Raw genomic sequence first — 22051 nt, 5'->3', positions numbered from 1 at the left:
CGATCGGGGGAACTAGCTGTCCGTCTGTGTTGGCGACCGTAGCAGAAGCGTGCTTCGCTGCGGTGAAGCGGCCTCTAAGGCCACCAAGTGAGTCGGTCAAACACTAATTTCAAAAAAAGTTCATTTTCAACGCAAAGGCCGGATTTGCGCGGGTTTGGCACGATCATGCCCGGAAACGCATGGCCCGACCGTCTCCAGCCGGGCCTTTCGCGTCAGGGCACGATCACGAAGTCCGGGTTGGAGACCGCGAAGACCGCCTCCCGCTCCGGCGCGGGCGGATAGATCCACACGCCGTTGATTTCCTGCTTCAGCTTCTTGCCTTCCGCCCGGGTCAGGTGGACCTGCCGGTCCCAGCCCTCCGTATAAAGGGCACCCCATGCACCGAGGTCGAGACAGGTCACGTACTTGGGCTGGCTGTAGGGGTGGAGGCCCAGCCCCACCAGTTCCGCAGCGGCATTGTGGCCCGCCACCCGGCCGAGGCTCAGCGCGTGCTGGCAGGACATGACGGTGAAGTTGCCAATATCGTCGGTCGCCGCTTTCACGGTGTCTCCGGTGACGAAGATGCCCGGCGCCTCGGGCGCGCGGAGATAGGCGTCGCCGAGCACCCGGCCAGTGGCATCATGCTCTCCGGGCACCTGCCCTGCCAGCGGATGAGCACGCATCCCGGCCGACCACACGACGGTCGCCGCATCGATCCGCGATCCATCCGAAAGCGTGACCCCGCCTGCGTCCACCGCCGTCACCCGCACGCCAGGGCGCTGCTCGACACCCAGTTCGTCAAGGGCGCCGCGCACGACCACGGCCGCATCGGCGCCCATCTCGGCGGCGATCTGTTCGGCCGGGTCGACGATGACGACGCGGATCGGCGCATCCTTGCCCAGAATGGCGCGCAACCGTTCGGGCATCTCCGCCGCGCCTTCGAGGCCGGTGAAGCCGCCGCCTACCACGACTGCCGTACCGCGTGCCTCGTCGGTGCGGGCAGCCAGCAGCTCGAGGTGCGCGTCCAGCCGCTGCGCCGAGTCCAGCTGGTCGACATCGAAGGCGTGATCCGCGATGCCCGGGATCGGCGGGGTCGACAGGCGGCTGCCGGTGGCCAGTACGAAGCGGTCCCAGGGAACCGTCTCTCGCCCGCCGTCGCCGCGCAGGATGGTGGCCTGCTGCGTGGTCGCGCCGATCGCCTCGACCAGACCGGCCACGTACCGCGCGCCGACCACCGCGAGCAGGGCAGAAACGTCGGGGTTCATGTTCTCCAGCACGGCTTCATAAAGGCGCGGACGGATCACCATGGTCGGGCTCGGCGAGACGACGACGACTTCCACGTCGTCCTCCCGCCCTGCAAGCGCAATGGCGCGGGTTGCCGACAGGGCGGCCCAGACTCCGGCGAAACCGGTGCCGGCGATCAGGATGGTCTGCTTGCTCATCGATCTTCTCCTCTTGTGCGCCGGACGCGGCTCATCGTCCCGACAAGCGCGAGGCCCGCGAAGGCAGCGCGCAAGCCGGCGCTTTCCCGGTTCGTCCGGCAGGACGCCGAGAAAGGTGTTCAGGAATGCGGGTGAGAAAGGCTCAGGTCATGAAGGACCGTCCCGCCGGGGACGGCCGATGCGTGCGGTGCGGGTGGTCTGGCGATCGCCCGCCCAGTCGCGGAAATCGTTGAAGAATGTCTCGGGCGCCTTGCGGCCGAAGCGGCTCGCCACGTCGCCCAGGGTCTGCGCGGCAAGCGCATCGCGCATCGCCTTCTCGGCCTGGAGCATGACAGCGTGGACGGCGCAAGTTCCGGCGGTTGCCCAGCCGGGCGCATCGCCGCCGAACAGGGCGCAGCGGCCGCGCACCTCCTGGCAATCGAACAGCGGCTTGTCGCCTTCTATCGCGTCGATGATCTGGAGGAAGGTGATCTCGCCCGCCGGCCGCGCGAGGCGGTAGCCCCCGCGCACGCCTTCGCTGGCGGCGACGATGCCGGCTTTCTCCAGCTTGGGGAAGATCTTCGCCACGAAGCTGGGCGAGATGCCCTGGATCTCGGCGATCTCCCGGCTGCTGAGGGCGCGGCCGTCTTCCACCAGCCAGAGCAGGCCGTGGATTCCATATTCGACGCTGGTGGTGATGTGGGCCATGAACGCGGAGTTACCCTGTCTGCGTTAAAGCGTCAAGCATATAACGACGACAAATCTGGTCTGCGTTTATCGTGCAATCATGCGAAAAGGGGCGAGCCTTTCGGCCCGCCCCTTCCGGCAGCGTTTGCGGCAGGGCTTTCGCGTTCAGGCGCGAGCCTTGCCGAAAGCGACGATCTGCAGCAGGCCGCCGGCGATCGCGATGTTCTTGAAGAAGTGGATGAACTGGTTCTGGTCGGCCAGGTTGTTGTGGAAGAACGCGGCGGTGGCGAGGCTGAACAGCGCGATGACGGTGGCGACCGCACGGACCTTGTAGCCCGAGATCAGCAGCGCGCCGCCGACCACTTCGACGAGGATGGCGCCAGCCAGCGCCACGGCGGGGAGCGGGAGGCCGACCGAGGCGATGTAGGCCATCGAACCGGCGGGGTCGGCGATCTTGGACAAGCCGCTGATGATGAAGATGGCGGCGATGAAAACGCGGCCGACGAGCGGCAGCCAGGCTTCGAGGGTGCTGGCGGTGTTGGCGGGAGCGACGGGGGCGGTGTCGATGGTGGTGATGGTCATGGCGGGAACTCCTGGGTGATCGGGGGCAATAAGGTGACGACGGGCGTGTCGTCCTGACGCCCTCCAGATGCGCCCGATCAGGGTTCCTAAATAGTGTGATTAAACGCGATCATATGTTCGAATTATGCGAACATATGTTTTCGTGACCGCTCCTTCAAATATGTCGTCATGCCCGCGCAGGCGGGGACCCTGCTCGTGTGCTCTCCCGTTGCGCAATGGGGTCGGTCCGCAGATGGGTTCCCGTCTTCGCGGGAATGACAACGAGAGGGTGAGATTGCGCGCGCCGCCCTAAGCGCTCGCCGGGGCCGCCGCGTACAAGGTGATCTGCGTGTGCAGCCCGTCCTCGGAAGACTGGCCCACCCAGACGTCGAACGCGCCCGGCTCCGCCAGTCGCCGGTTGCCTGCGCCGACGAATTCGAGGTCCGTGCGGGACAGGGTGAAGCGCACGGTGCGGCTCTCGCCCGGCTCCAGGGTGACGCGCTCCATCTTCTTGAACTCGCGGATCGGGCGGGTGCGACTGGCCACGCGGTCGCGGGTGTAGAGCTGCACGATCTCGCTGCCGCGCCGCTTGCCGCTGTTGGTCAGGCGCGCGGTGATCGAGACGGTGCCGTCCCAGCGCAGCGCGGGGTCGGAAACCTGCAGCTTGTCCAGCGTGAAGCGGGTGTAGCTCAGGCCGTGACCGAAGGGGTAGCGCGCGCTGTTGTCGGTGGTGGCGTAGCGGGCCTTGTACTCGGTGCTGCCATTGGGGACGGTCGGGCGGCCGGTGGACTTGCGATCGTAGAAGAACGGCTCCTGCCCCGACTCCCAAGGGAAGCTGACCGGCAGCTTGCCCGAGGGGTCGACCTTGCCGAACACCACGTCGGCGATCGCATTGCCCGCTTCGGAACCGAGGAACCACGTCGCCAGCACGGCATTGGCGTTCGCCACTCCGTCATGGATCGCCAGCGCACGGCCGTGACGAAGCAGCACGACGGTCGGCTTCTTCACCGCCGCTATCGCATCGGCGAGCGCCTGCTGCGCGGGCGGGATCTCGATCACGGTGCGCGACTGCGCCTCGCCCGACATGTCCTGCGATTCCCCGAGGGCGAGGATCACCACGTCGGCCGCCTTCGCCGCCTTGACCGCCTCCTCGATCCCGCCGTCGGTGGGGCCGTGAATGGCGCAGCCGGGCACGACGGTCAGCTGGTCCGGATCGACCATCGCGCCGCGCAGCCCGCTGGCCACGTCCACGCCCTTGTCGGGATCGCCGTAGAAAGCCCAGGGGCCGTAGAGGTTCGCCTTGTCATCGCCGAACGGACCGATCAGCGCGATCTTCTGCTTCTTTCCCTTGTCGAGCGGCAGCACCCCGTCGTTCTGCAGCAGCACGATGGAGCGCGCGCCCGCCTCGCGCGCGAGTTCGCGGTGAACGGGCGCGCCGATGCGCGATTTCTCCGCCGCCTCGTCGAGCGAGCGCCAGGGGTTGTCGAACAGGCCCATCGCCATCTTGACGTAGAGGATGCGCCGCACCGCCACGTCCACCGTGCCCATCGGCACCGCGCCGCTCTTCACGAGGTCTGGCAGGTAGCGGATATAGAGCCCGCTCTGCATCGACATGTCGACCCCCGCCAGCACTGCCAGCCGCGCGGCGTCGCGGTCGTCCTCCGCATAACCGTGGGCGACCAGTTCCTCATCGGCGGTGTAGTCAGAGAAGACGAAGCCGGTGAAGCCCATCTCGCCGCGCAGGATATCCGTGAGCAGCGTGCGGTCGGCGGTCGCGGGCACGCCGTTGATCTCGCTGAACGCCGCCATCGTGGTGAGCGCGCCCGCCGCGAAGGCGGAGCCGAAAGGCGGCAGGTGCGTCTCGCGCAGGGTCTCGTCGCTGATGTCGACACTGCCGTATTCCAGCCCGCCCGCCACCGCGCCATAGGCAGCGAAGTGCTTGGGGCAGGCGAGCAACGAGTCGTCGCGCCGCAAGTCGCGCCCCTGGAATCCGCGCACCCGCGCGGCGGAGAGCAGCGCGGTCAGCGTGACGTCTTCTCCGGAGCCCTCGACCACGCGGCCCCAGCGCTGGTCGCGCGCGACGTCGGCCATCGGCGCAAAAGTCAGGTGCAGGCCCGCCGCCGTCGCCTCGATCGCCATGGCGCGCGCGGTACGCTGCGCCAGCACCGGATCGAAGCTGGACGCCTCGGCCAGCGGCACCGGGAAGATCGTCTTGAGCCCATGGATCACGTCGCCCGCCAGCAGCAGCGGAATGCCGAGGCGACTGTCGTTGACCGCGATCTCCTGCGCCTTGCGCGCGCCCGCCACGCCGATACCGTTGAACAGGCAGCCGACGCGGCCCTTGCGGATTTCCTCCGAGAGCTTCTTCACGTCCTGGATGCCGGCCGCCGGGTTGGGCGGGTTGAAGGGGCGGAAGGCGTCGGCAAGGCAGGTCATCTGCCCGGCCTTCTCCTCGATCGTCATCTTCTTGATGAGATCGTCCACCCGCGTCACCTCTTCGGCGGCGAGCGCCCTGAACGAGAAGCCCGATGCGATGGCGCTGGCGATGATACCGGAAAGAACGGTGCGGCGGTCTGGGTTCATGAACTCTTGGCTGTTGGTGCGTCGACTTGCCCCCGTCAAACCGCGGTAGGGCATTTTGTTGCATTGCGGCAAGGCCCGGACGCGCGCCATGGCTTCGGACCACCCTGCCCCCGCGCCACCTCGTCGTACGGCGACACCGGGTTGACGCATCGCGCCGCACGATGCAAAAGATATGCGACTAATTCGCAATAGCATATCTTGAGGCACGCGCATGTACGACTTCCTCGACCGGCCGGTCACCGAACTCGACAACGACGGCCGGTTCCTGCTCTGGGCCATGCGCGGGTGGGCGCATTCGGCATCCAAGGGCAATTGCCCGGCGCAGTCGCTGGCGCGCGCCTTTGCCGGATACAACGCCGCAGCCGTCCTGCCGGACTTCCACATGGCGATGGCGCTCGTCAGCCGCCGGGCATCCGAAAGGATCATGGTCGCGCCGATGGGCTGCCACCGCATCTGCGAACATGAGGCGTTGCTCCTTGCACTTTGGCGCGATGTCGGTATAGGCCGCCGCGAAAACGTGCGCGCGACTCTCGCGCATGTCGTGCCATGCGACACGGTCGCCGCGGTCGCTCAGGCCATGAGCCGCGCAAGCGCCGCGATGACCATCGCCGGCTTCGGCATTGCACTGATAAACCCGCCCGCGTGACCCATTCGATGAACCAAGGACTGACGTTGATGAACGATAGCAAGGCAGAAGCCGCCACCCTGGACAATTCGGCGGCTCCTGCGACCGTTCTGGAACCCACTGGTGCGCTGACCGTGGAGACGGTGCTTTCGGTCCATCACTGGAACGAGCACCTCTTCAGCTTCAAGATCACGCGCCCGGCCTCGTTCCGCTTCCGCTCGGGCGAATTCATCATGATCGGCCTGCAGGGCGACAACGGCAAGCCGCTGCTGCGCGCCTATTCGATCGCCAGCCCCTCGTGGGCCGAGGAGATCGAGTTCCTCTCGATCAAGGTCGAGGACGGCCCGCTGACCTCCAAGCTGCAGCTGATCCAGCCGGGCGACCAGATCTACCTTGGCCGCAAGCCGGTGGGCACGCTCGTCACCGACGCGCTGACGCCGGGCAAGCGCCTGTTCCTGTTCGGTTCGGGCACCGGCCTCGCCCCGTTCCTCTCGCTGATCCGCGATCCGGACGTCTACGAGATGTTCGAGCAGGTCGTGATCGTCCACTCGGTCCGCCGCGTCGCCGACCTCGCCTTCCGCCAGGAGCTGGAGAGCCAGCTGGCCGGCGACCCGCTGGTCGAGGACCAGGCGCTGGTACAGCTGACCTACGTGCCGACCGTCACGCGGGAAGAATTCCACACCACCGGCCGCATCAACGTGCTGATCGAGAACGGCCGCCTGTTCGAGGGCCTGAAAGGCGAGGCCCGCATGGACCCGGCGACCGACCGCGTGATGCTGTGCGGCTCGATGGCGATGAACAAGGACATCGCCGCGATGCTGGAAGGTCTGGGCTTCGTCGAAGGATCGAACAACAAGCCCGCCGACTTCGTGATCGAGCGCGCGTTCGTCGGCTAAGCGACGACTGCTGTGATGCGAGAGCGGCCTGCCCGAAAGGGCGGGCCGTTTTCGTTTCGAACATCCTCCCTGTTGCGAAGCAATGGGGAGGGGGACCGCCGCCGCAGGCGGTGGTGGAGGGGAGAAGGCCCCCTCCGTCAGTCGCTGCGCGACTGCCACCTCCCCATCGCTGCGCGACAGGGAGGATGCTTCTTCATCGCCCGCCTTGACTTCCCCCCGCCATTGCGCTGAAATCGGACCAACGGGCACGCGCGGACGCCCGTTCAGACGGCAACGTCCAAGTCCGCTCCATCAGCCGTACCTGCGGCCTGCGGAGCACTTGCATGACGACCGACACCGCCTCCATCACTATCGCGCCGCCCACCCTTTCGCTGCCTGCACTGTTCCTCAAGTTCCTGCGGTTCGGGGCGCTGGCCTTCGGCGGGCCGGTCGCGCAGATCGCCATGCTGCGCCAGGCGCTGGTCGAGGACGAGCGCTGGATCGACAAGGGCCGCTTCAATCGCCTGCTCGCGGTCCTGCAGGTGCTGCCGGGGCCGGAGGCGCATGAACTTTGCGTCCACCTCGGCATGATCGCGCGCGGGCGGATCGGCGGATTGCTGGCCGGGCTGGGTTTCATGCTGCCGGGGCTGGTGCTGATGCTGGTCGCGGGATGGGCCTACGTCACCTGGGTCGCCGGAAACCTGACTTTGGCGGGCGCGCTTCTCGGCGTGCAGGTCGCGGTGCTCGCGATCATCCTGCGCGCGGTGGTCCGCATCGGACACCATATCGTCGAGAACGCGCTGCTCGGCGTGATCGCGGTGGCAAGCCTCGCCCTGACCCTGCTGGGGGTGCCGTTCTGGATCCTGCTGGCGGCGGGCGGACTGACCTATGCCGTGTCGCATCGGCCGCTGGTGGCTTGCGCGATCCTTGCGGTCGCCCTCGCGCTGGCGACCGCGATCCACCTGCTTTCCGGCTCTGGCGACAGCCTGCATGCTGTGCAGGGCATTCCCGTCACAACCTTCGCGCTGTTCGTCGCCGGGCTCAAAGGCGGGCTGCTGACTTTCGGCGGGGCCTATACGGCCATTCCCTATGTCCGTTCGGACACGGTCGGGCGGGGCTGGATCGGCGACGGCGCCTTCCTCGACGGGATTGCGCTCGCCGGGGTGCTGCCTGCGCCGCTGGTAATCTTCGTGACTTTCGTGGGCTATGTCACCGGCGGGGTGAGCGGCGCGCTGGCCATCACTGCGGGGATGTTCCTGCCCGCCTTCGCCTTCTCGCTGGTGCTGTTCGAGCGGTTGGAGGCCATCGTGGAGAATCCGGCGCTGCACCGCCTGCTCGAAGGCATCGCCGCCGCCGTGGTGGGGATCATCGCCGCCACCTTCGTGCAGCTTGCCTATGCGACCGGACTGCGCGTGACCGCCCCGCTCGGCGCGCTCGCGATCTTCGCGGTGGCCCTGGCGGTCGTGTGGCGGATCAAGGGGGCCTGGGTGACGCCCGCGCTGGTGGCGGGAGGGGCCTTCGCGGGCTGGGCCTTGTTCACGTAAAGAAGCGGGCGCTTTCCTACAGAACGGGCGGCGCGGTACGATGCGCCCACGCCCCGCCCGATCGCTTCCAGCTGCACAAGGTTACACCGCAAGGCGACACTTTCTCCTCACAAGGTGCTACATTGTCCGCAAAATGTGTCACCTTGTGCACCTAAGGTGACACTTTCCGGCCCAAGGTGACACCTTTTCCCTCTGGACCGTGTCAACCGTGTAAACCTGCCCGGAACCTCCCGCCCCCCATGCGTGTTAGCGGATGCAGCATCATGCAGGAGGCAGCACGTGACGCAGGGCCCAGCTACCGACCATCCCGCCGACATCGCGTTTTCCCGCCCCGAGCGGATGATCCATGAACTCGGCGCCGAATATACCGGCGAGGGCACCCATTTCGGCGTCTTCTCCGAAAATGCCGAAGCGATCGAACTGTGCCTGTTTTCCGAGGACGGCACCGAGGAAACCGCCCGCCTCGAACTGCCATCGCGGGAAGGTTCGATCTTCTCGGGCTACCTCCCCGGCGTGAAGCCCGGCCAGCTCTACGGCCTGCGCGCCCACGGCCCTTACGATCCCGCGAGCGGCCACCGCTTCAACCCCAACAAGCTGCTTCTCGACCCTTATGCCCGCGAGGTTTCCGGCGCGATGCAATGGGACGACGCGCTCTGGGGCTACGACCTGACGACGGGCGACGACACCACCTTCGATGCCCGCGATTCCGCCCCGTTCATGGTCAAGAGCGTGGTGCAGGACCCGGACTTCGACTGGGAAGGCGACAAGTCCCTCTCCCGGCCCTGGACCGAGACGGTGATCTACGAGGCCCACGTACGCGGCCTGACGATGACTCACCCCGACGTCCCCGAAGCCCTGCGCGGCACCTATGAAGGCATGGCCAGCGAGCCGATCCTCGATCACCTCCGCAAGCTGGGCGTCAGCGCCATCGAGCTGCTGCCCAGCCAGTTCTTCCTCGACGACCGCATGCTGCTGGACAAGGGCCTGTCGAACTACTGGGGTTACCAGACGCTCGGCTTCTTCGCGCCGGAACCGCGCTTCCTGCGCGGCGGCGACGTCGCCCCGCGCGCCATCCGCCAGTTCAAGGACATGGTGAAGCGGTTCCACAAGGCGGGGATCGAGGTCATCATGGACGTGGTCTACAATCACACCGCCGAAGGTTCGGAGAAAGGCCCGACGCTCAGCTTCCGCGGTCTCGACAACGCCGCCTACTACATGCTGAGCCCCGAGAACCCGCGCTTCAGCTTCGACAACACCGGCACCGGCAACACACTGGCGGTGGCGCATCCGATGGTCATGCGCATGGTGCTCGATTCGCTGCGCTACTGGGTGCAGGTTATGCACGTCGACGGCTTCCGCTTCGACCTTGCCTCCACATTGGGCCGCGAGGAAGCGGGCTTCGACCGCGAGGGCGGCTTCTTCGACGCGATCCGGCAGGACCCGATCCTTGCCGGCGTCAAGCTGATCGCCGAGCCGTGGGACATCGGCATGGGCGGCTATCAGGTCGGCGGCTTCCCCCACCCGTTTCGCGAATGGAACGACAAGTTCCGCGACGACACCCGCGCGTTCTGGCGCGGCGACGAGGGGCTGGTGGGCGACATCGCCCAGCGCCTGATCGGCTCGCCGGTCCAGTTCAACCATTCGGATCGCGGTGCCACCAGTTCGATCAACTTCCTCGCCGCGCATGACGGCTTCACGCTGATGGACACCGTCTCGTTCAACGACCGCCATAACGAGGCCAACGGCGAAGGCGGCGCGGATGGGCACGACAACAACCTTTCCGACAACATGGGCGCCGAAGGGGCCACCGACGACGAGGCCATCACCGCCGCCCGCGCCCGCCGCCGCCGCGCCATGGTGGCGACGCTGATGGTCAGCCAGGGCGTGCCAATGCTGCTGTCGGGCGATGAGATCGGCAACAGCCAGCACGGCAACAACAACGTCTACTGCCAGGACAACGAACTCGGCTGGCTCGACTGGGAGAGCCGGGACGACGCATTCCTCGACTTCTGCAGCCGCATGATCGCCCTGCGCCGCCAGTACCCGGTGCTCTGCCAGGAGAACTTCCTGATGGGCGAGACCGGCGACAACGAGCGTCTGGAGATCGCCTGGTTCCAGCCGGACGGCCGCGCGATGGACGGCGAGCTGTGGGGCCAGCAAGGCCTGCGCGTGCTCGGCATGCTGCTCGACTACTCGACCCGCGAGGTCTTCCTCGACGGCGGGCGCCCGCTGTTCACCGTGGTCAACGCGGGCGACGGTCTCGACTTCACGCTGCCCGAGGGCGAGTGGGTGCGCCTGCTCGACACCGCGCGCGACGATCCCTTCACCGAGGAGCCGGTCGACCGCGAGGCCGCCGCGATCTCGCCCGGCAGCCTCTGCCTGTTCCGCCCCGCCTGATGGCAACGCACTGGGGCGCCCAGCCGCTGGGCGACGGTCGCTGGCGCTTCGGTCTCTGGGCGCCGGACGCGGAGGAGGCCCGACTGGAAGTGGGCGGCATGGCAATGCCCGCCCAGGCTGCCGGGCAAGGCTGGTGGCTGTTCGAGAGCGAGGCCACCGCCGGAGACGCCTATCGCTGGGTCATCGAGGGCACGCCCTATCCCGACCCCGCCGCGCGGGCGCAGATCGGCGACGTGCACGGCCCCTCGATGCTGGTCGATCCGGCGGCCTACCAATGGCGACGCGAATGGCCGGGACGCCCTTGGCACGAGGCGGTGGTCTACGAACTCCACCTCGGCACCTTCACCGAGGAAGGCACGTTCGCCGCGGCCGTCGCAGAGCTGCCGCGCCTGGCCGACCTTGGCGTGACGATGATCGAGATCATGCCCGTCGCCCAGTTCGAGGGCGACCGGGGCTGGGGCTACGACGGCGTCCTGCCCTTCGCCCCGCACCCCGCCTACGGCACGCCGGACGAGATGCGCGCGCTGGTCGATGCGGCTCACAGCCACGGCATCGCCGTGATGCTGGACGTGGTCTACAACCACTTCGGGCCTTCCGGTAACTACCTCGGCGCGTGGTGCCCCTCATTCTTCCACCCTGAGCGTGCCTCACCGTGGGGTGCAGGAATCGCCTTCGAGGCCCCGGCCGTGCGCGAATACTTCATCGCCAACGCCCTGTACTGGCTGGACGAATACCGCCTCGACGGCCTGCGCCTCGACGCGGTGCACGCCATCGAGGACCATTCCGAAACCCATTTCCTCGACGAACTGGCCGCGCGCATCCGCGCCTGTGACTTCGGCCGACCGATCCACCTCGTCACCGAGGACGAACGCAACCTCGCCCGCTACTTCACCGCCGATGCGCCCTACGACGGCACTTGGAACGACGACTGGCACCATGCCGTCCACTGCCTGCTGACCGGGGAGGAAGAAAGCTACTACGCCCCCTTCGCGGTGGACCCGGTCGCCGACATCGCCACAGCACTCGCCGATGGCTACGTCGAACAGGGCCAGCCTCGCGAGAATGGCGAGGACACCCCGCGCGGCGAACCCTCGACGCACCTGCCGCGCTCCGCCTTCGTCAATTTCCTCGGCAATCACGATCAGATCGGCAACCGCGCACGCGGCGAGCGGCTGCACCATCTCGTCACCGACCGCCATGCCTACCGCGTGATGACCGCGCTCACCCTGCTGACTCCCTTCACGCCCATGCTGTTCATGGGCGACGAGTTCCTCACCGATGCGCCCTTCCAGTTTTTCGTCGATTTCGAGGGCGACCTCGCGGAAGCCGTCCGCAAGGGCCGGGCGCAGGAATTCGCCCGCTTCAGCAGCTTCGGCGGCGAGGTTCCCGACCCGGCGGCGGCGGGGACTTTCATGGCCTCCAGGATCGGCCGCGCTGTCCGGCAGGAACAGCATGACCACCACGCTTTCGTACGCGAACTCCTCGAACTGCGTCGGACGCATGTGACGCCGCTGGTTGCCTGGAACCCCCAGCCGACGGTGGCCATTCGACGGGAAGCGCTGCTTATCGACGCGCAATGGTCCTTCGCCCCCGGCACCCTGCATATCCGGGCCGCCCTGGGCACGGAGCGCACGCCCTTCCTCCCTCATCGCAGCCCGAACCTGCTGCTTCACGATGCGTCGAGCTCCTTCGCGCTGTCGGCGACAGTCTCACCGGAGTGATACCGATGTCCAAGGCCATCCCTCTCGTCGCCACTTATCGCCTCCAGCTTCGGGACGGCGTGGACCTCGACAAGGCGCGCGAACTGCTGCCGTGGCTGGCCACGCTGGGCATCAGCCATCTCTATCTTTCCCCGCCCTTCCATGCAGCCTCTGGATCGACCCACGGCTACGACGTGATCGATCCCACGCGGATCGATCCGGTGCTGGGCGGGGAAGCGGCGTTCCAGCGCCTTAGCGGAGCAGCACAACGGGCCGGGATCGGCATCATCGTCGATATCGTGCCGAACCACATGGCGTTCACGCCCGAGAACCCGTGGCTGGCCGACGTGCTGCGGCATGGCCGCGGCAGCGCCCATGCCGCCATCTTCGACATCGACTGGGACGCCGGACCGCTGCACTTCCCCGTGCTGGACGGCGCCATCGAAGACCTGCTCGCACAAGGCCATCTCGCCCCGGCGGGCGACGCCGACGATCCGCGCCTGCGGGTTTACGATCGCGAATATCCGCTGCGCCCGAACGACCTCTCGCGCCATCTGTGCGGCGTGACGCGCACACTGGACGCACCGACGCTGGATGCTCTCCTCGCCGAACAACATTGGTCTCTGGGCGACTGGCGGACGAGCGCCGACCGCATCACCCATCGCCGCTTTTTCAACGTCACCGACCTCATCGGCGTGCTTCAGGAAGATCCCGAAGTTTTCGCACTGACACACCGCTGGATCATCGAGCAGGTCGAGGCGGGACACATCCAGGGTTTGCGCGTCGACCACGTGGACGGACTGGCTCGGCCGGGCGGCTATCTCCAGCGATTGCGCGATGCCGTTGGCGACACGCCCATCTGGGTCGAGAAGATCGTCAAGACCGGGGAGGACTTCCCGTCGGCGTGGCCGGTGGAAGGCATGAGCGGATATGAATTCATGACGCCGCTCACGCGCCTGCTGACCTCCCGCGAAGGCCTCGCGACGATGCGTGAGACGTCGATCGATGCCGTTCCGCCGGACTATGGGCGGGAGGTCCGCAAGGTCCGTCGGGAACTGCTGGAACAAGTGTTCACGCCGGAATTGCGCCGTGTGGCCGGAGCCGCGCTGACGGCGCTTGCGCTTGATGAGGGCGCACGCGCACAAGTGTCCGAAGCAGTCGGCCGACTGGCGACGGTGTGGCCGTTCTACCGCTCTTACGCAGCCGATCTGGCCCCGCTCTCTCCCGCGATCACGCAGGCCATCGACGGGTTGACCGAAGACACGACGGTCGCGAGCCTGATCGGCCTGCTGCGCGCGCCCGACGATCCGCACGCACGCGCCTTTGCCGTTCGGTTCGAGCAGCTGACCGGAGCGCTGACGGCGAAGTCCGAGGAAGACACGGTATTCTTCCGCAGCGTCGCCTTCCTGCCGCTGTGCGAAGTGGGCGCCGAACCGGACCTCGGCGTCATCGACGATGCGACATTTGCCGCCGGCATGGCGAAACGTGCGGACCGGACGCCGCTCGCGCTGGATACCCTGTCCACGCACGACACCAAGCGCTCTGCGGATGCGCGCGCCGTTCTCGTCGCGCTAAGCCACTTCCCCGATTTCGCCCGAGAACTCTACACCGATGCGCGGCAGCGCGGGCGTGAGGCGGGGGTATCGGAGCAATGGGCACTCTATGCGCTCCAGACCGCCTTGATGTTGCGCGCCGAGCCGGATGCGCCGGAGCGCATCAATGCACACGTCGCCAAGGCCATGCGCGAAGGCAAGGACCTGTCGCGGCACGAAGCACCCAATACGGCCGCCGAGGCCGCAATCGCACAGCTATGCCGCGCCCTCCATCACGGACTGGCGACCGGCGAATTGCTTCCCGACCGTCTGCGCGGCGACTTCGAAGCTGCGATCGAGACCATTGCACTGGCACAGACCGCCCTTCAGCTGACTGCGCCAGGCATTCCTGACATCTACCAGGGCAGCGAGGGGCTGGCGGTCGCGCTGACCGATCCGGACAATCGCCGTCCGGTAGACTGGGGCGCGCTGGCATTAGGCCAGCTCCCGCCCCTCGCTGCACGCAAGCTGGAACTTACCCGTATCCTCCTGACCCAGCGGCAGGAGCGACCGGATCTGTTCACCTGCGGAACTTATGCGCTGCGGACGGACGAAGACAGCTGGATCGTCGAACGTACAGGGGAAGGCGAAGCCTTTTCGGTGCACATCCCAATGCCCAAACGCCACTCCGCCGATTGCCTGAAAGATGTGCGCGCCGTCGATTAGGGATGCACCCATGCGTTGACAACTCCCTGGCCGCAGCCTAGCGGAAATTGCGAGTGCGTCGCAATAGTGAATTGCGCGACAATAGGGGGCTTCGTGATAGTTCGCATCGCCGGCAGTCATCGATGACCGCACGCAACGGCACCATCGGTCGCGGCGAGATCGTCGCACGGCTGATTGCAGCGATTCCCGCGAACTACCTTCTGACGTCGGCGGCGACGGCCTGCATTGCGCGCCTGCTGTGGCGCGGCATGGGCGTCGATCCCGCCAATGCCAGTGTCGCCGCGACGCTGATCTCCTTCGCCCTGTTCGCTATACTGGCGCTCGTCGCCTTCGGAGCGCGTTCGGTGGTGAGGCTCTGGCTGTGGCTCGCCGGCTCGGGACTGACGCTCGGCATCACCCTGTGGTTCTCGCTCTCGGCTGGAGCGCGGATATGAAGGACAGCCTCCGCCAGTCGATGGCGCTGTTTCATACCTGGAGCGGACTGCTCCTTGGATGGCTGCTTTTCGCGATGTTCGCCACCGGGACCGCAGCCTATTTCCAGGACGAGATCACCCGCTGGATGCAGCCCGAGGTAACCGGCGACGCAGACCCTGCAACCGCCGCGCAGGGCGCGATGCGTTACCTCAATTCCGTCGCTCCGGATGCGAAGAGCTGGTACATCTCGCTGCCCAACAGCCGGAGCGCCACCACCCAGGTATATTGGCAGCCCTCCGGGGAACGCCCGGCGAAGCGCGTCGAAACCAGCGCGCTGCTCGACCGTGGCGGCCACGCCATCACCTCGCGCGAGACACGTGGCGGTTTCTTCCTGTACCGCTTTCACTTCGACCTGCATTACATGCCGGTGTTGTGGGCACGCTATCTCGTCGGCGTCGCGGCGATGTTCATGCTGGTGGCCATCCTCTCGGGCGTGATCACGCACAAGAAGATCTTCGCCGACTTCTTCATGCTGCGCTTCGGCAAAGGGCAAAGGAGCTGGCTAGACGCCCACAACGTCACCGCGGTGCTGGCATTGCCCTTCCACCTCATGATCACTTTCACCGGACTGGTGACACTGGCGTCCATGTACATGCCGTGGGGCATAGCGGCCAATTATGCCGAGCAGACCGCATTCTCCGAAGCAGTGTTCGGCCGCAGCGCCGAGACCGTCCCCAGCGGCAGACATGCTCCCTTGGCGGACCTAGGGCCGCTAGTGCGTAATGCCTCCGCTCGGTGGAACGACGAGCGGGTCGGCTACATCAGCATCGCCAACCCCAACGACGCGGCCGCCCTGATCGAGATGAGCCGCGCGCCCGAAGCCGCCTTCGGCGCACGCGGCCAGACTGCCACATTCGAAGGCGCTACCGGCCGCGCGATCGGCACGCACCAGGCGACCGGCAGCGCCCTCGCGACCGAGAGCGTCATGATCGGCCTGCACACGGGCCGCTTCGCCGAATGGGGCCTGCGCTGGCTCTACTTCCTCAGCGGTCTAGGCGGCACGGTGATGGTGGGTAGCGGCCTCGTCCTGTGGACGGTCAAGCGGCGCGCCCGCCTTTCCGACCCCTCTTGCCCGCACCTTGGCTTCCGCATCGTCGAGCGTCTGAACATCGCCGCCATTGCCGGGCTGGCGACCGGGATCGCGGTCTATTTCCTCGCCAACCGCCTGCTCCCGCTGGAAATGGTTGACCGCGCGGAGCGTGAGATCGACAGCCTGTTCCTCGCTTGGCTCGGCATCGGACTGTGGGGCATCCTGCGTCCCGCCGGACGCGCATGGACGGAGGCGCTGGCGATCGCCGGTGCCTGCTTCGCCGCCATCCCGCTGGCCAATGCCATGACGACTTCCCGCGGGCTGCTCCCTAGCCTGCTGGCGGGGGACTGGACTTTCGTGGCCTTCGACCTGGTGATGCTCGTCCTCGCCGCAGGCTTTCTCCTTGCCGCAGTAAGAAGCGCTCAACTCCGGACAAAGGCAAAGGCCGGTGCGAAGCCACGTGGTGCGAACCGGCGGGCAACAAGCGCATGATGCACATTCTTCCCGCCACCGTGATCGTTGCCGGATTCCTCGCGCTCGCCGCCAGCATGAAGCGGCACCAGCGCGATCTCCTGGGTCGGCTCCTCACTCATGTACAGACGCGCTCTACCCGTATGGCAGGGTGGTTTCTGCTCGGCATCGGCTGGGCCGTAAACGCCGCGCTGCTCGGTCCGGCCATGGGCACGATCGTCTGGTGCGGCGAACTGAGCCTAGGCGCCGCGCTCACGGTCACCACGCTCAACTGGCGCACCCGGCGCCCCTCTCGCTAGCCTCCTTCGGGCAGCACCAGTCTCGCCTCAAGGAAGTCGAGGAAAGCCCGGATGCGGGAAGCCAGTCGCCGATGGCCCACATAAAGGGCGTGAATGTCTTCATGGTCCCCCGGATTGAAGGGGCTCAGTATTTCGACCAGCCTCCCCGCCTCAAGATCGGCAGCGACATGAAACCGCCCCAGCCGCGCGATACCGCCGCCCGCGACCGCCATCAGCCGCACCACTTCCCCCGAATTGCCGAGGAATGCCGCCTCGATCGGCCTTTGGACTAGTGCTTCGTCGATCCGGAACGGCCAGGTGTCGATGGAGCGTCGGAAGCTGAACTGCAGGCAGGCGTGCCCGGCCAGTTCGCGCGGGTGTAGCGGTTCGCCATGCATGCGCAAATAATCCGGGCTCGCGACCAGCGCCATCATGCTGCGCCCCAGTTTCTTCGCCCTTAGCCCGGTGTCCCGTAAGGGGCCGATGCGTATGGCAATGTCGGCCCGTTCCTCGACAAGATCGACCAGTGTATCGGACAGCGCCAGGTTTACCGTGACCCTGGGGTACGCTCGCTGGAAACGAGGCAGGATCGGTAACAAGCACTGCGTCCCGAACGGCACCGAGGCATTGATGCGCAACGGCCCGCGCGGTGCCTCTTCAGCCGAGCCGAAGCCCCGCTCGACCTCGTCGATTTCCGCCACCAGCCCTGCTACCCGCGCGCGATAGACTTCACCCTCTGCCGTCAGTGCCAAGGCGCGCGTAGTGCGCGACACCAACTGCACGCCCAACCGCCCTTCGAGCCGCGCCATGGCCCGGCTTACCGCCGAGGGCGTCAGGCGCAGCGCCTTGGCCGCGCTCGCGAAACTGCCGTATTGCGCGACCGCGAGGAATATCTGCATCTCGCCGAAGCGGTTGTCCATGACGCGATCCGTGATTTTGATTCACTTCTGATATGCCAGATGCATCACTATGCATCAATGACGCGACAACCTAGATTTTAGGGCACATCAGCAAGGAATATCCCGTCATGGATCTCAAACTCACCGGCAAGTCCGCTCTAGTCACCGGCTCGACGGCCGGCATCGGCCTCGCCATCGCCGAACGCCTCGCCGCCGAGGGCGTGGACGTCGTCATCTCCGGTCGCAACCAGACGAAGCTCGACGAGGCGGTAGCCAAGGTCAGCGCAGTCGCCGCAAACGGCGGCAAGGTACGCGCCGTGCTCGCCGACCCTGCAACCGCCGAGGGTGCCGAGACCCTGATCGCCGCGGTCCCGCAGGCCGATATCCTCGTCAACAACCTCGGCATCTACGAGGCCAAGCCCTTCACCGAGATCACCGACGCGGACTGGCACCACTTCTTCGAAGTCAACGTCGTCAGCGGCGCGCGCCTTGCCCGCCACTACTTCCCGAAGATGCTGGAACAGGATTGGGGCCGCGTGATCTTCATCGCCAGCGAAAGCGCGCTCGTGATCCCCGGCGAGATGATCCATTACGGCATGACCAAGACCGCCCAACTGGCGATTGCGCGCGGCCTTGCCGAGCAGACGCGCGGAACCGGCGTAACAGTGAATTCGGTCATGCCCGGGCCGACGCGCTCGGAAGGCATCGTCGAGTTCATCCGTTCGGTCGTCGACAACAAGGATGCGCCGGAAGCCGAGCGCGAGGCGGAATTCTTCGCCAAGCTGCGCCCCTTGTCGCTCATCCGCCGTTTGATCGAAGCTGACGAGATCGCGGCGCAGGTCGCGCTGCTCGCCAGCCCGCTCGGCGCCATCACCAACGGTGCGGCGATCCGCGTCGAAGGCGGGATCGTGCCGACCATCGCCTGACGCGCCGATAGACCGCCTGCCGCCGCGTTTAAGTCACATTTCAGTTTTGTAATTTCGATTGCAACGCGGCGGCAGATGACCGAGGGCTCTATCTCCCGCTTATACGGAGATTCCCTTGGTCGGGTCGTTGTCGCGTCGCATCGTCATCCTGTGCAGCGTGCTGTGCCTGTTGCTGGCACTGCTCGCAGGGTTGCTGCTCGAAGGCTCCGCGCAGACACGCGCCAGCCTCGCGTGGGTCATCCATTCTTCGCAGGTGCTCAAGACCGCAAACCGCGCGATGGGGCATCTGCAACAAGCGGAATCCGGTGAGCGTGGCTTTGCCCTTACGCACAACCCCGAATTCGGCGAGACGGTAGAGGCCGAAGTCGGCGCGGCACGGGCGGCGGCAGGCGAGCTTGTCATCCTCACCAAGGACAATCCCGCCCAGAAAGACCGCGCCGACCAGATCCGTACCCTCATCGGCCAACGCGCGGACCTGCTGGAGCAGATCGCCAAGCAGACCCGCGCGGGCGACTTCACCGGCGCACAGGCCGCCGTCGCATCGGGACGCGGGCGCTATCTCATGCAACTCGTCGAGGCGCGCGTGAACGACCTGCTTAACGAGGAACGCGCCCTGTCGACGACGCGAACCGACGTTGTGGACAAGCGCCTGAGCTACATCACCTGGCTGGTGCTGGGCGGCGTGCCGCTGACGATGATCTTCGTCGGCTACACCGCGGCCACGCTGATCCGGCGCATCCGCCGCCCGGTCGATGCGATGATGACGGTCATGGGCCAGCTTGGCGCGGGCGACCGCGCCGCGCGCATTGATGCCCACATGGAATCGAGCGAGTTCGAGCGGCTGGCAAACGGCTACAACGCCATGGCTGAGGAACTGGAGGGTGCCGTCGCCGACCAGCACGAAAGCCAGGATCGCCTCCACGTCGCCAATGCAGAACTCAGCCGCAACACCGAAGTCCTGCGCGAACGCGGCGAGGTGATCGAACTGCTCGGCGGCATGGCCCATCGCATGCAGGCCGCCCGCACCGACGACGAACTGGCATCGATCATCCGCGTCTTCGTGCCGCGCGTATTGCCCGAAATCCCGGGTGCGCTTTACGCCCACAACAATTCGCGCAACCTGCTGGTGCCGATCGCGGCCTGGGGTGGGCTGGATGTTGCCTCATCAGGCTTCGCGCCCGATCAGTGCTGGGCTCTGCGCCGAGGCCAGAGCCACTTCGTCGTCGAGCCCGATTCCGACATCGTCTGCGCCCATGTCGGCAACCAGACCGACCATTACCATTGCGAACCGCTGTTGGCGGGAGGCGAGGTTATCGGCGTGCTCTACCTCAAGGGCGTGGTCGGAACCGAGAACCGTTTCCGCCTGACGGTGCTGACCGAGAACATCGCCTCCGCCCTCGTCAACCACCGCCTCCAGCGCGGTCTGCGCGAGCAGACCATCCGCGATCCGCTCACCAGCCTGTTCAATCGGCGCTACATGGAAGAGACGCTGGCGCTGGAAATCGCTCGTGCCTCGCGTTCAGGCAGCCCGCTCAGCCTCGTCATGTGCGACGTCGATCACTTCAAGCGCTTCAACGACGAGTTCGGCCACGACGCCGGCGACGCCGTGCTGCAGGCCGTGGCGGCCGAGATGCGCAGCCGCTTCCGCGACGGCGACGTCGTCTGCCGTTTCGGCGGCGAGGAATTCACGATCATCGCGCCGGGTACCTCAGCGGTCACTCTCGCCGCGCGAGTGGACTCCGTACGCCAGTCGATCAGCGAACTGATCGTCCACCAGGGCGGCCGCGCGCTGGGTTCGCTGACGATGTCCTTCGGCATTGCATCGTGGGAGGACAGCATGGAGCGCGACGGCTCCACGCTTATAAAGGCCGCCGACGCCGCGCTCTATCGTGCCAAGCGCGAAGGGCGCAACCGGGTCCTCGTGGACGCGCGTTCGGAAACGCTGGCGGCCTGACGCCTCAGGCGCTGCGGCGCTGTTCGGTCTCATCCGGCGGGATCATCTGCGCGACCAGTTCCGCGGTGATTGCCGAGAGCGTCCAGCCGAGATGGCCGTGGCCGGTGTTGTAGAAAACGCGCGGATGCCTGCCCCGGCCGACGAAGGGCATCATCGTCGGCGTCATCGGCCTCAGGCCCGCCCACGGCACCACCTGGCGCGTGCTCATGCCGGGGAAGTGCCGCTCGCTCCAGTCGACCAGCGGGCGGATGCGGTCGGCGCGGATGTCGCGGTTGAAGCCGTTGAACTCCGCCGTGCCCGCCACCCGGAAACGGTCCGCGCCGAGGCGGCTGGTGACAATCTTGGCGTCCTCGTCGAGCAGGCTGACCTCGGGCGCGGCGGCGCGGCTCTCTTCGTCGTTCAGCATGACGGTGATCGAGTAGCCCTTGACCGGGTAGATGTTGACCCGGTCCCCCAGCTTCGCCGCCAGCGCGCGGCTGGCGACGCCAGCGCAGACCATCACCATGTCCCCCTCGACGACCGTTTCGGCACCGAGATCATCGGTCGAAAAGTCCTGCAGGCGGCCGGTATCGGATCCTTCCCCAAGGCCGCCCGCCGCCTGCAGCCGGACCGACACACCGTCGGGCCGAAGCGCTATGTGGTCCACCTCGCCGCCCAGCACGAACCGCGCGCCAAGGCGGGCGCAGGCGCGGGCGAGGCCGGTGGTGAACTTGTGAATGTCGCCCGTGGAATCGGACGGCGTGAAGAAGCCGCCGCAGAAATCGCCTTGCAGCGCCGGTTCGATGCGGGCGATCTCGGCGGGGGAGACTTCCTCGCGCTCCAGCCCGCCCTCGACCAGCAGCGCATTGCCGCGCCGGGCCGCCGCGAAGGTCTCGGCGTTGCGGTAGAAATGGAGGATGCCGCAGCGCGAGAGGTCGAAGTCGATGCCTTCGCGTGTCGCGATGTCGAACAGGTGGCGACGCGCGGCGATGGCGAGGCGGGTGGTCTCCACGGTGTTGGCGTGGTGCCTGCCGATGGCGCCGACGAACTGCGCCATCCACGAATACTTGTGCAGCGAGGGACGCGGGTTGAACAGCAGCGGCGCGTCAGGGCGCAGCAGCCAGCGCAGGCCCTTGGCGATCGTCGCCATCGAATTCCACACTTCGGCGTTGCTGGCCGAAAGCTGCCCGCCATTGGCGAAGGACGTCTCCATCGCCGGGTAGCGGTGCCGCTCGAGCAGGGTGACCTCGTGCCCGCGCGAAAGCAGGGCGTAGGCGGCCGTGACGCCGGTGATGCCGGCGCCGATGACGATGATGCGTGCCATCTGCATGGTCCCTTCGTGGGAGGGAGGATGTCTCAAGGAAAAGAACCGGCCGGGGCAGTTGGCTCTTGTCAGGGTGTTCGCACCCC

At 66.7% G+C, this 22051-nt stretch carries 17 protein-coding genes; 11 read left to right on the top strand and 6 right to left on the bottom strand.

Features of this window, described 5'->3' with window-relative positions; translation table 11 throughout:
* Positions 1–212: 212 nt before the first annotated feature.
* The 4 genes from PKE80_RS20685 to PKE80_RS20670 all read right to left on the bottom strand — a co-directional run bounded on the left by PKE80_RS20685 (position 213) and on the right by PKE80_RS20670 (position 5231).
* Positions 213–1421 (bottom strand): NAD(P)/FAD-dependent oxidoreductase, encoded by a 1209-nt coding sequence (locus tag PKE80_RS20685; protein ID WP_271184155.1) that lies wholly within the window; start codon positions 1419–1421, stop codon positions 213–215.
* Positions 1422–1568: 147 nt separating this feature from the next.
* Complete coding sequence (locus PKE80_RS20680) at positions 1569–2108, bottom strand: RrF2 family transcriptional regulator (protein WP_008829861.1); 540 nt, start codon at positions 2106–2108, stop codon at positions 1569–1571.
* 144 nt (positions 2109–2252) lie between these two features.
* Positions 2253–2669 (bottom strand): DoxX family protein, encoded by a 417-nt coding sequence (locus PKE80_RS20675; protein ID WP_271184154.1) that lies wholly within the window; start codon positions 2667–2669, stop codon positions 2253–2255.
* Between the two features lie 288 nt (positions 2670–2957).
* Positions 2958–5231, bottom strand: coding sequence for a glycoside hydrolase family 3 N-terminal domain-containing protein (locus PKE80_RS20670; RefSeq protein WP_271184153.1), 2274 nt, complete (start codon positions 5229–5231; stop codon positions 2958–2960).
* A gap of 211 nt (positions 5232–5442) precedes the next feature.
* Between PKE80_RS20670 and PKE80_RS20665 the strand changes: the two genes are divergently transcribed.
* From PKE80_RS20665 to PKE80_RS20625, 9 genes are all read left to right on the top strand, one after another.
* Positions 5443–5877, top strand: coding sequence for a hypothetical protein (locus tag PKE80_RS20665; protein WP_036527129.1), 435 nt, complete (start codon positions 5443–5445; stop codon positions 5875–5877).
* A gap of 29 nt (positions 5878–5906) precedes the next feature.
* On the top strand, positions 5907–6752 hold the full coding sequence (locus PKE80_RS20660; RefSeq protein WP_008829865.1) for a ferredoxin--NADP reductase: 846 nt from the start codon (positions 5907–5909) through the stop codon (positions 6750–6752).
* 323 nt (positions 6753–7075) lie between these two features.
* The gene (gene chrA, locus PKE80_RS20655) at positions 7076–8275 is read left to right on the top strand and encodes a chromate efflux transporter (RefSeq protein WP_271184152.1); all 1200 of its coding nucleotides are present in this window, start codon (positions 7076–7078) and stop codon (positions 8273–8275) included.
* Positions 8276–8554: 279 nt separating this feature from the next.
* A complete protein-coding gene (glgX, locus tag PKE80_RS20650; RefSeq protein ID WP_081799082.1) occupies positions 8555–10672 on the top strand; it encodes a glycogen debranching protein GlgX in 2118 nt (705 codons plus the stop codon).
* The gene (gene treZ / locus PKE80_RS20645; protein WP_271184151.1) at positions 10672–12393 is read left to right on the top strand and encodes a malto-oligosyltrehalose trehalohydrolase; all 1722 of its coding nucleotides are present in this window, start codon (positions 10672–10674) and stop codon (positions 12391–12393) included. The genes glgX and treZ overlap by 1 nt, the downstream gene beginning before the upstream one ends.
* 5 nt (positions 12394–12398) lie before the next feature.
* A complete protein-coding gene (gene treY, locus PKE80_RS20640; protein WP_271184150.1) occupies positions 12399–14630 on the top strand; it encodes a malto-oligosyltrehalose synthase in 2232 nt (743 codons plus the stop codon).
* A gap of 122 nt (positions 14631–14752) precedes the next feature.
* Positions 14753–15064 carry a hypothetical protein gene (locus tag PKE80_RS20635; RefSeq protein WP_271184149.1) on the top strand — a complete coding sequence of 104 codons (312 nt, stop codon included), beginning with the start codon at positions 14753–14755 and terminating at the stop codon, positions 15062–15064.
* The gene (locus tag PKE80_RS20630; protein ID WP_271184148.1) at positions 15061–16626 is read left to right on the top strand and encodes a PepSY-associated TM helix domain-containing protein; all 1566 of its coding nucleotides are present in this window, start codon (positions 15061–15063) and stop codon (positions 16624–16626) included. Before PKE80_RS20635 ends, PKE80_RS20630 begins: the two co-directional genes overlap by 4 nt.
* The gene (locus PKE80_RS20625; protein ID WP_271184147.1) at positions 16623–16904 is read left to right on the top strand and encodes a DUF3325 domain-containing protein; all 282 of its coding nucleotides are present in this window, start codon (positions 16623–16625) and stop codon (positions 16902–16904) included. Before PKE80_RS20630 ends, PKE80_RS20625 begins: the two co-directional genes overlap by 4 nt.
* Here the strand turns inward: PKE80_RS20625 and PKE80_RS20620 are convergent.
* Positions 16901–17803: a LysR family transcriptional regulator gene (locus PKE80_RS20620; protein ID WP_271184146.1), complete on the bottom strand. Its 903-nt coding sequence runs from the start codon at positions 17801–17803 to the stop codon at positions 16901–16903. The two genes, PKE80_RS20625 and PKE80_RS20620, sit on opposite strands and share 4 nt — an antisense overlap.
* A gap of 107 nt (positions 17804–17910) precedes the next feature.
* On the opposite strand from PKE80_RS20620, the gene PKE80_RS20615 reads away from it, so the two are divergent.
* A complete protein-coding gene (locus PKE80_RS20615; protein ID WP_271184145.1) occupies positions 17911–18708 on the top strand; it encodes an SDR family NAD(P)-dependent oxidoreductase in 798 nt (265 codons plus the stop codon).
* A 115-nt stretch (positions 18709–18823) separates the two neighbouring features.
* A complete protein-coding gene (locus PKE80_RS20610) occupies positions 18824–20662 on the top strand; it encodes a diguanylate cyclase (RefSeq protein ID WP_271184144.1) in 1839 nt (612 codons plus the stop codon).
* 4 nt (positions 20663–20666) lie between these two features.
* On the opposite strand, the gene PKE80_RS20605 is transcribed toward PKE80_RS20610, so the two are convergent.
* A complete protein-coding gene (locus PKE80_RS20605) occupies positions 20667–21965 on the bottom strand; it encodes a D-amino acid dehydrogenase (protein WP_271184143.1) in 1299 nt (432 codons plus the stop codon).
* Positions 21966–22051: the final 86 nt, after the last annotated feature.

The sequence above is a fragment of the Novosphingobium resinovorum genome, assembly GCF_027922145.1.
Lineage (GTDB): Bacteria > Pseudomonadota > Alphaproteobacteria > Sphingomonadales > Sphingomonadaceae > Novosphingobium > Novosphingobium resinovorum.
Note: the sequence above shows the minus strand (reverse complement) of the source record. Positions and strands in the feature narration are given on the sequence as shown.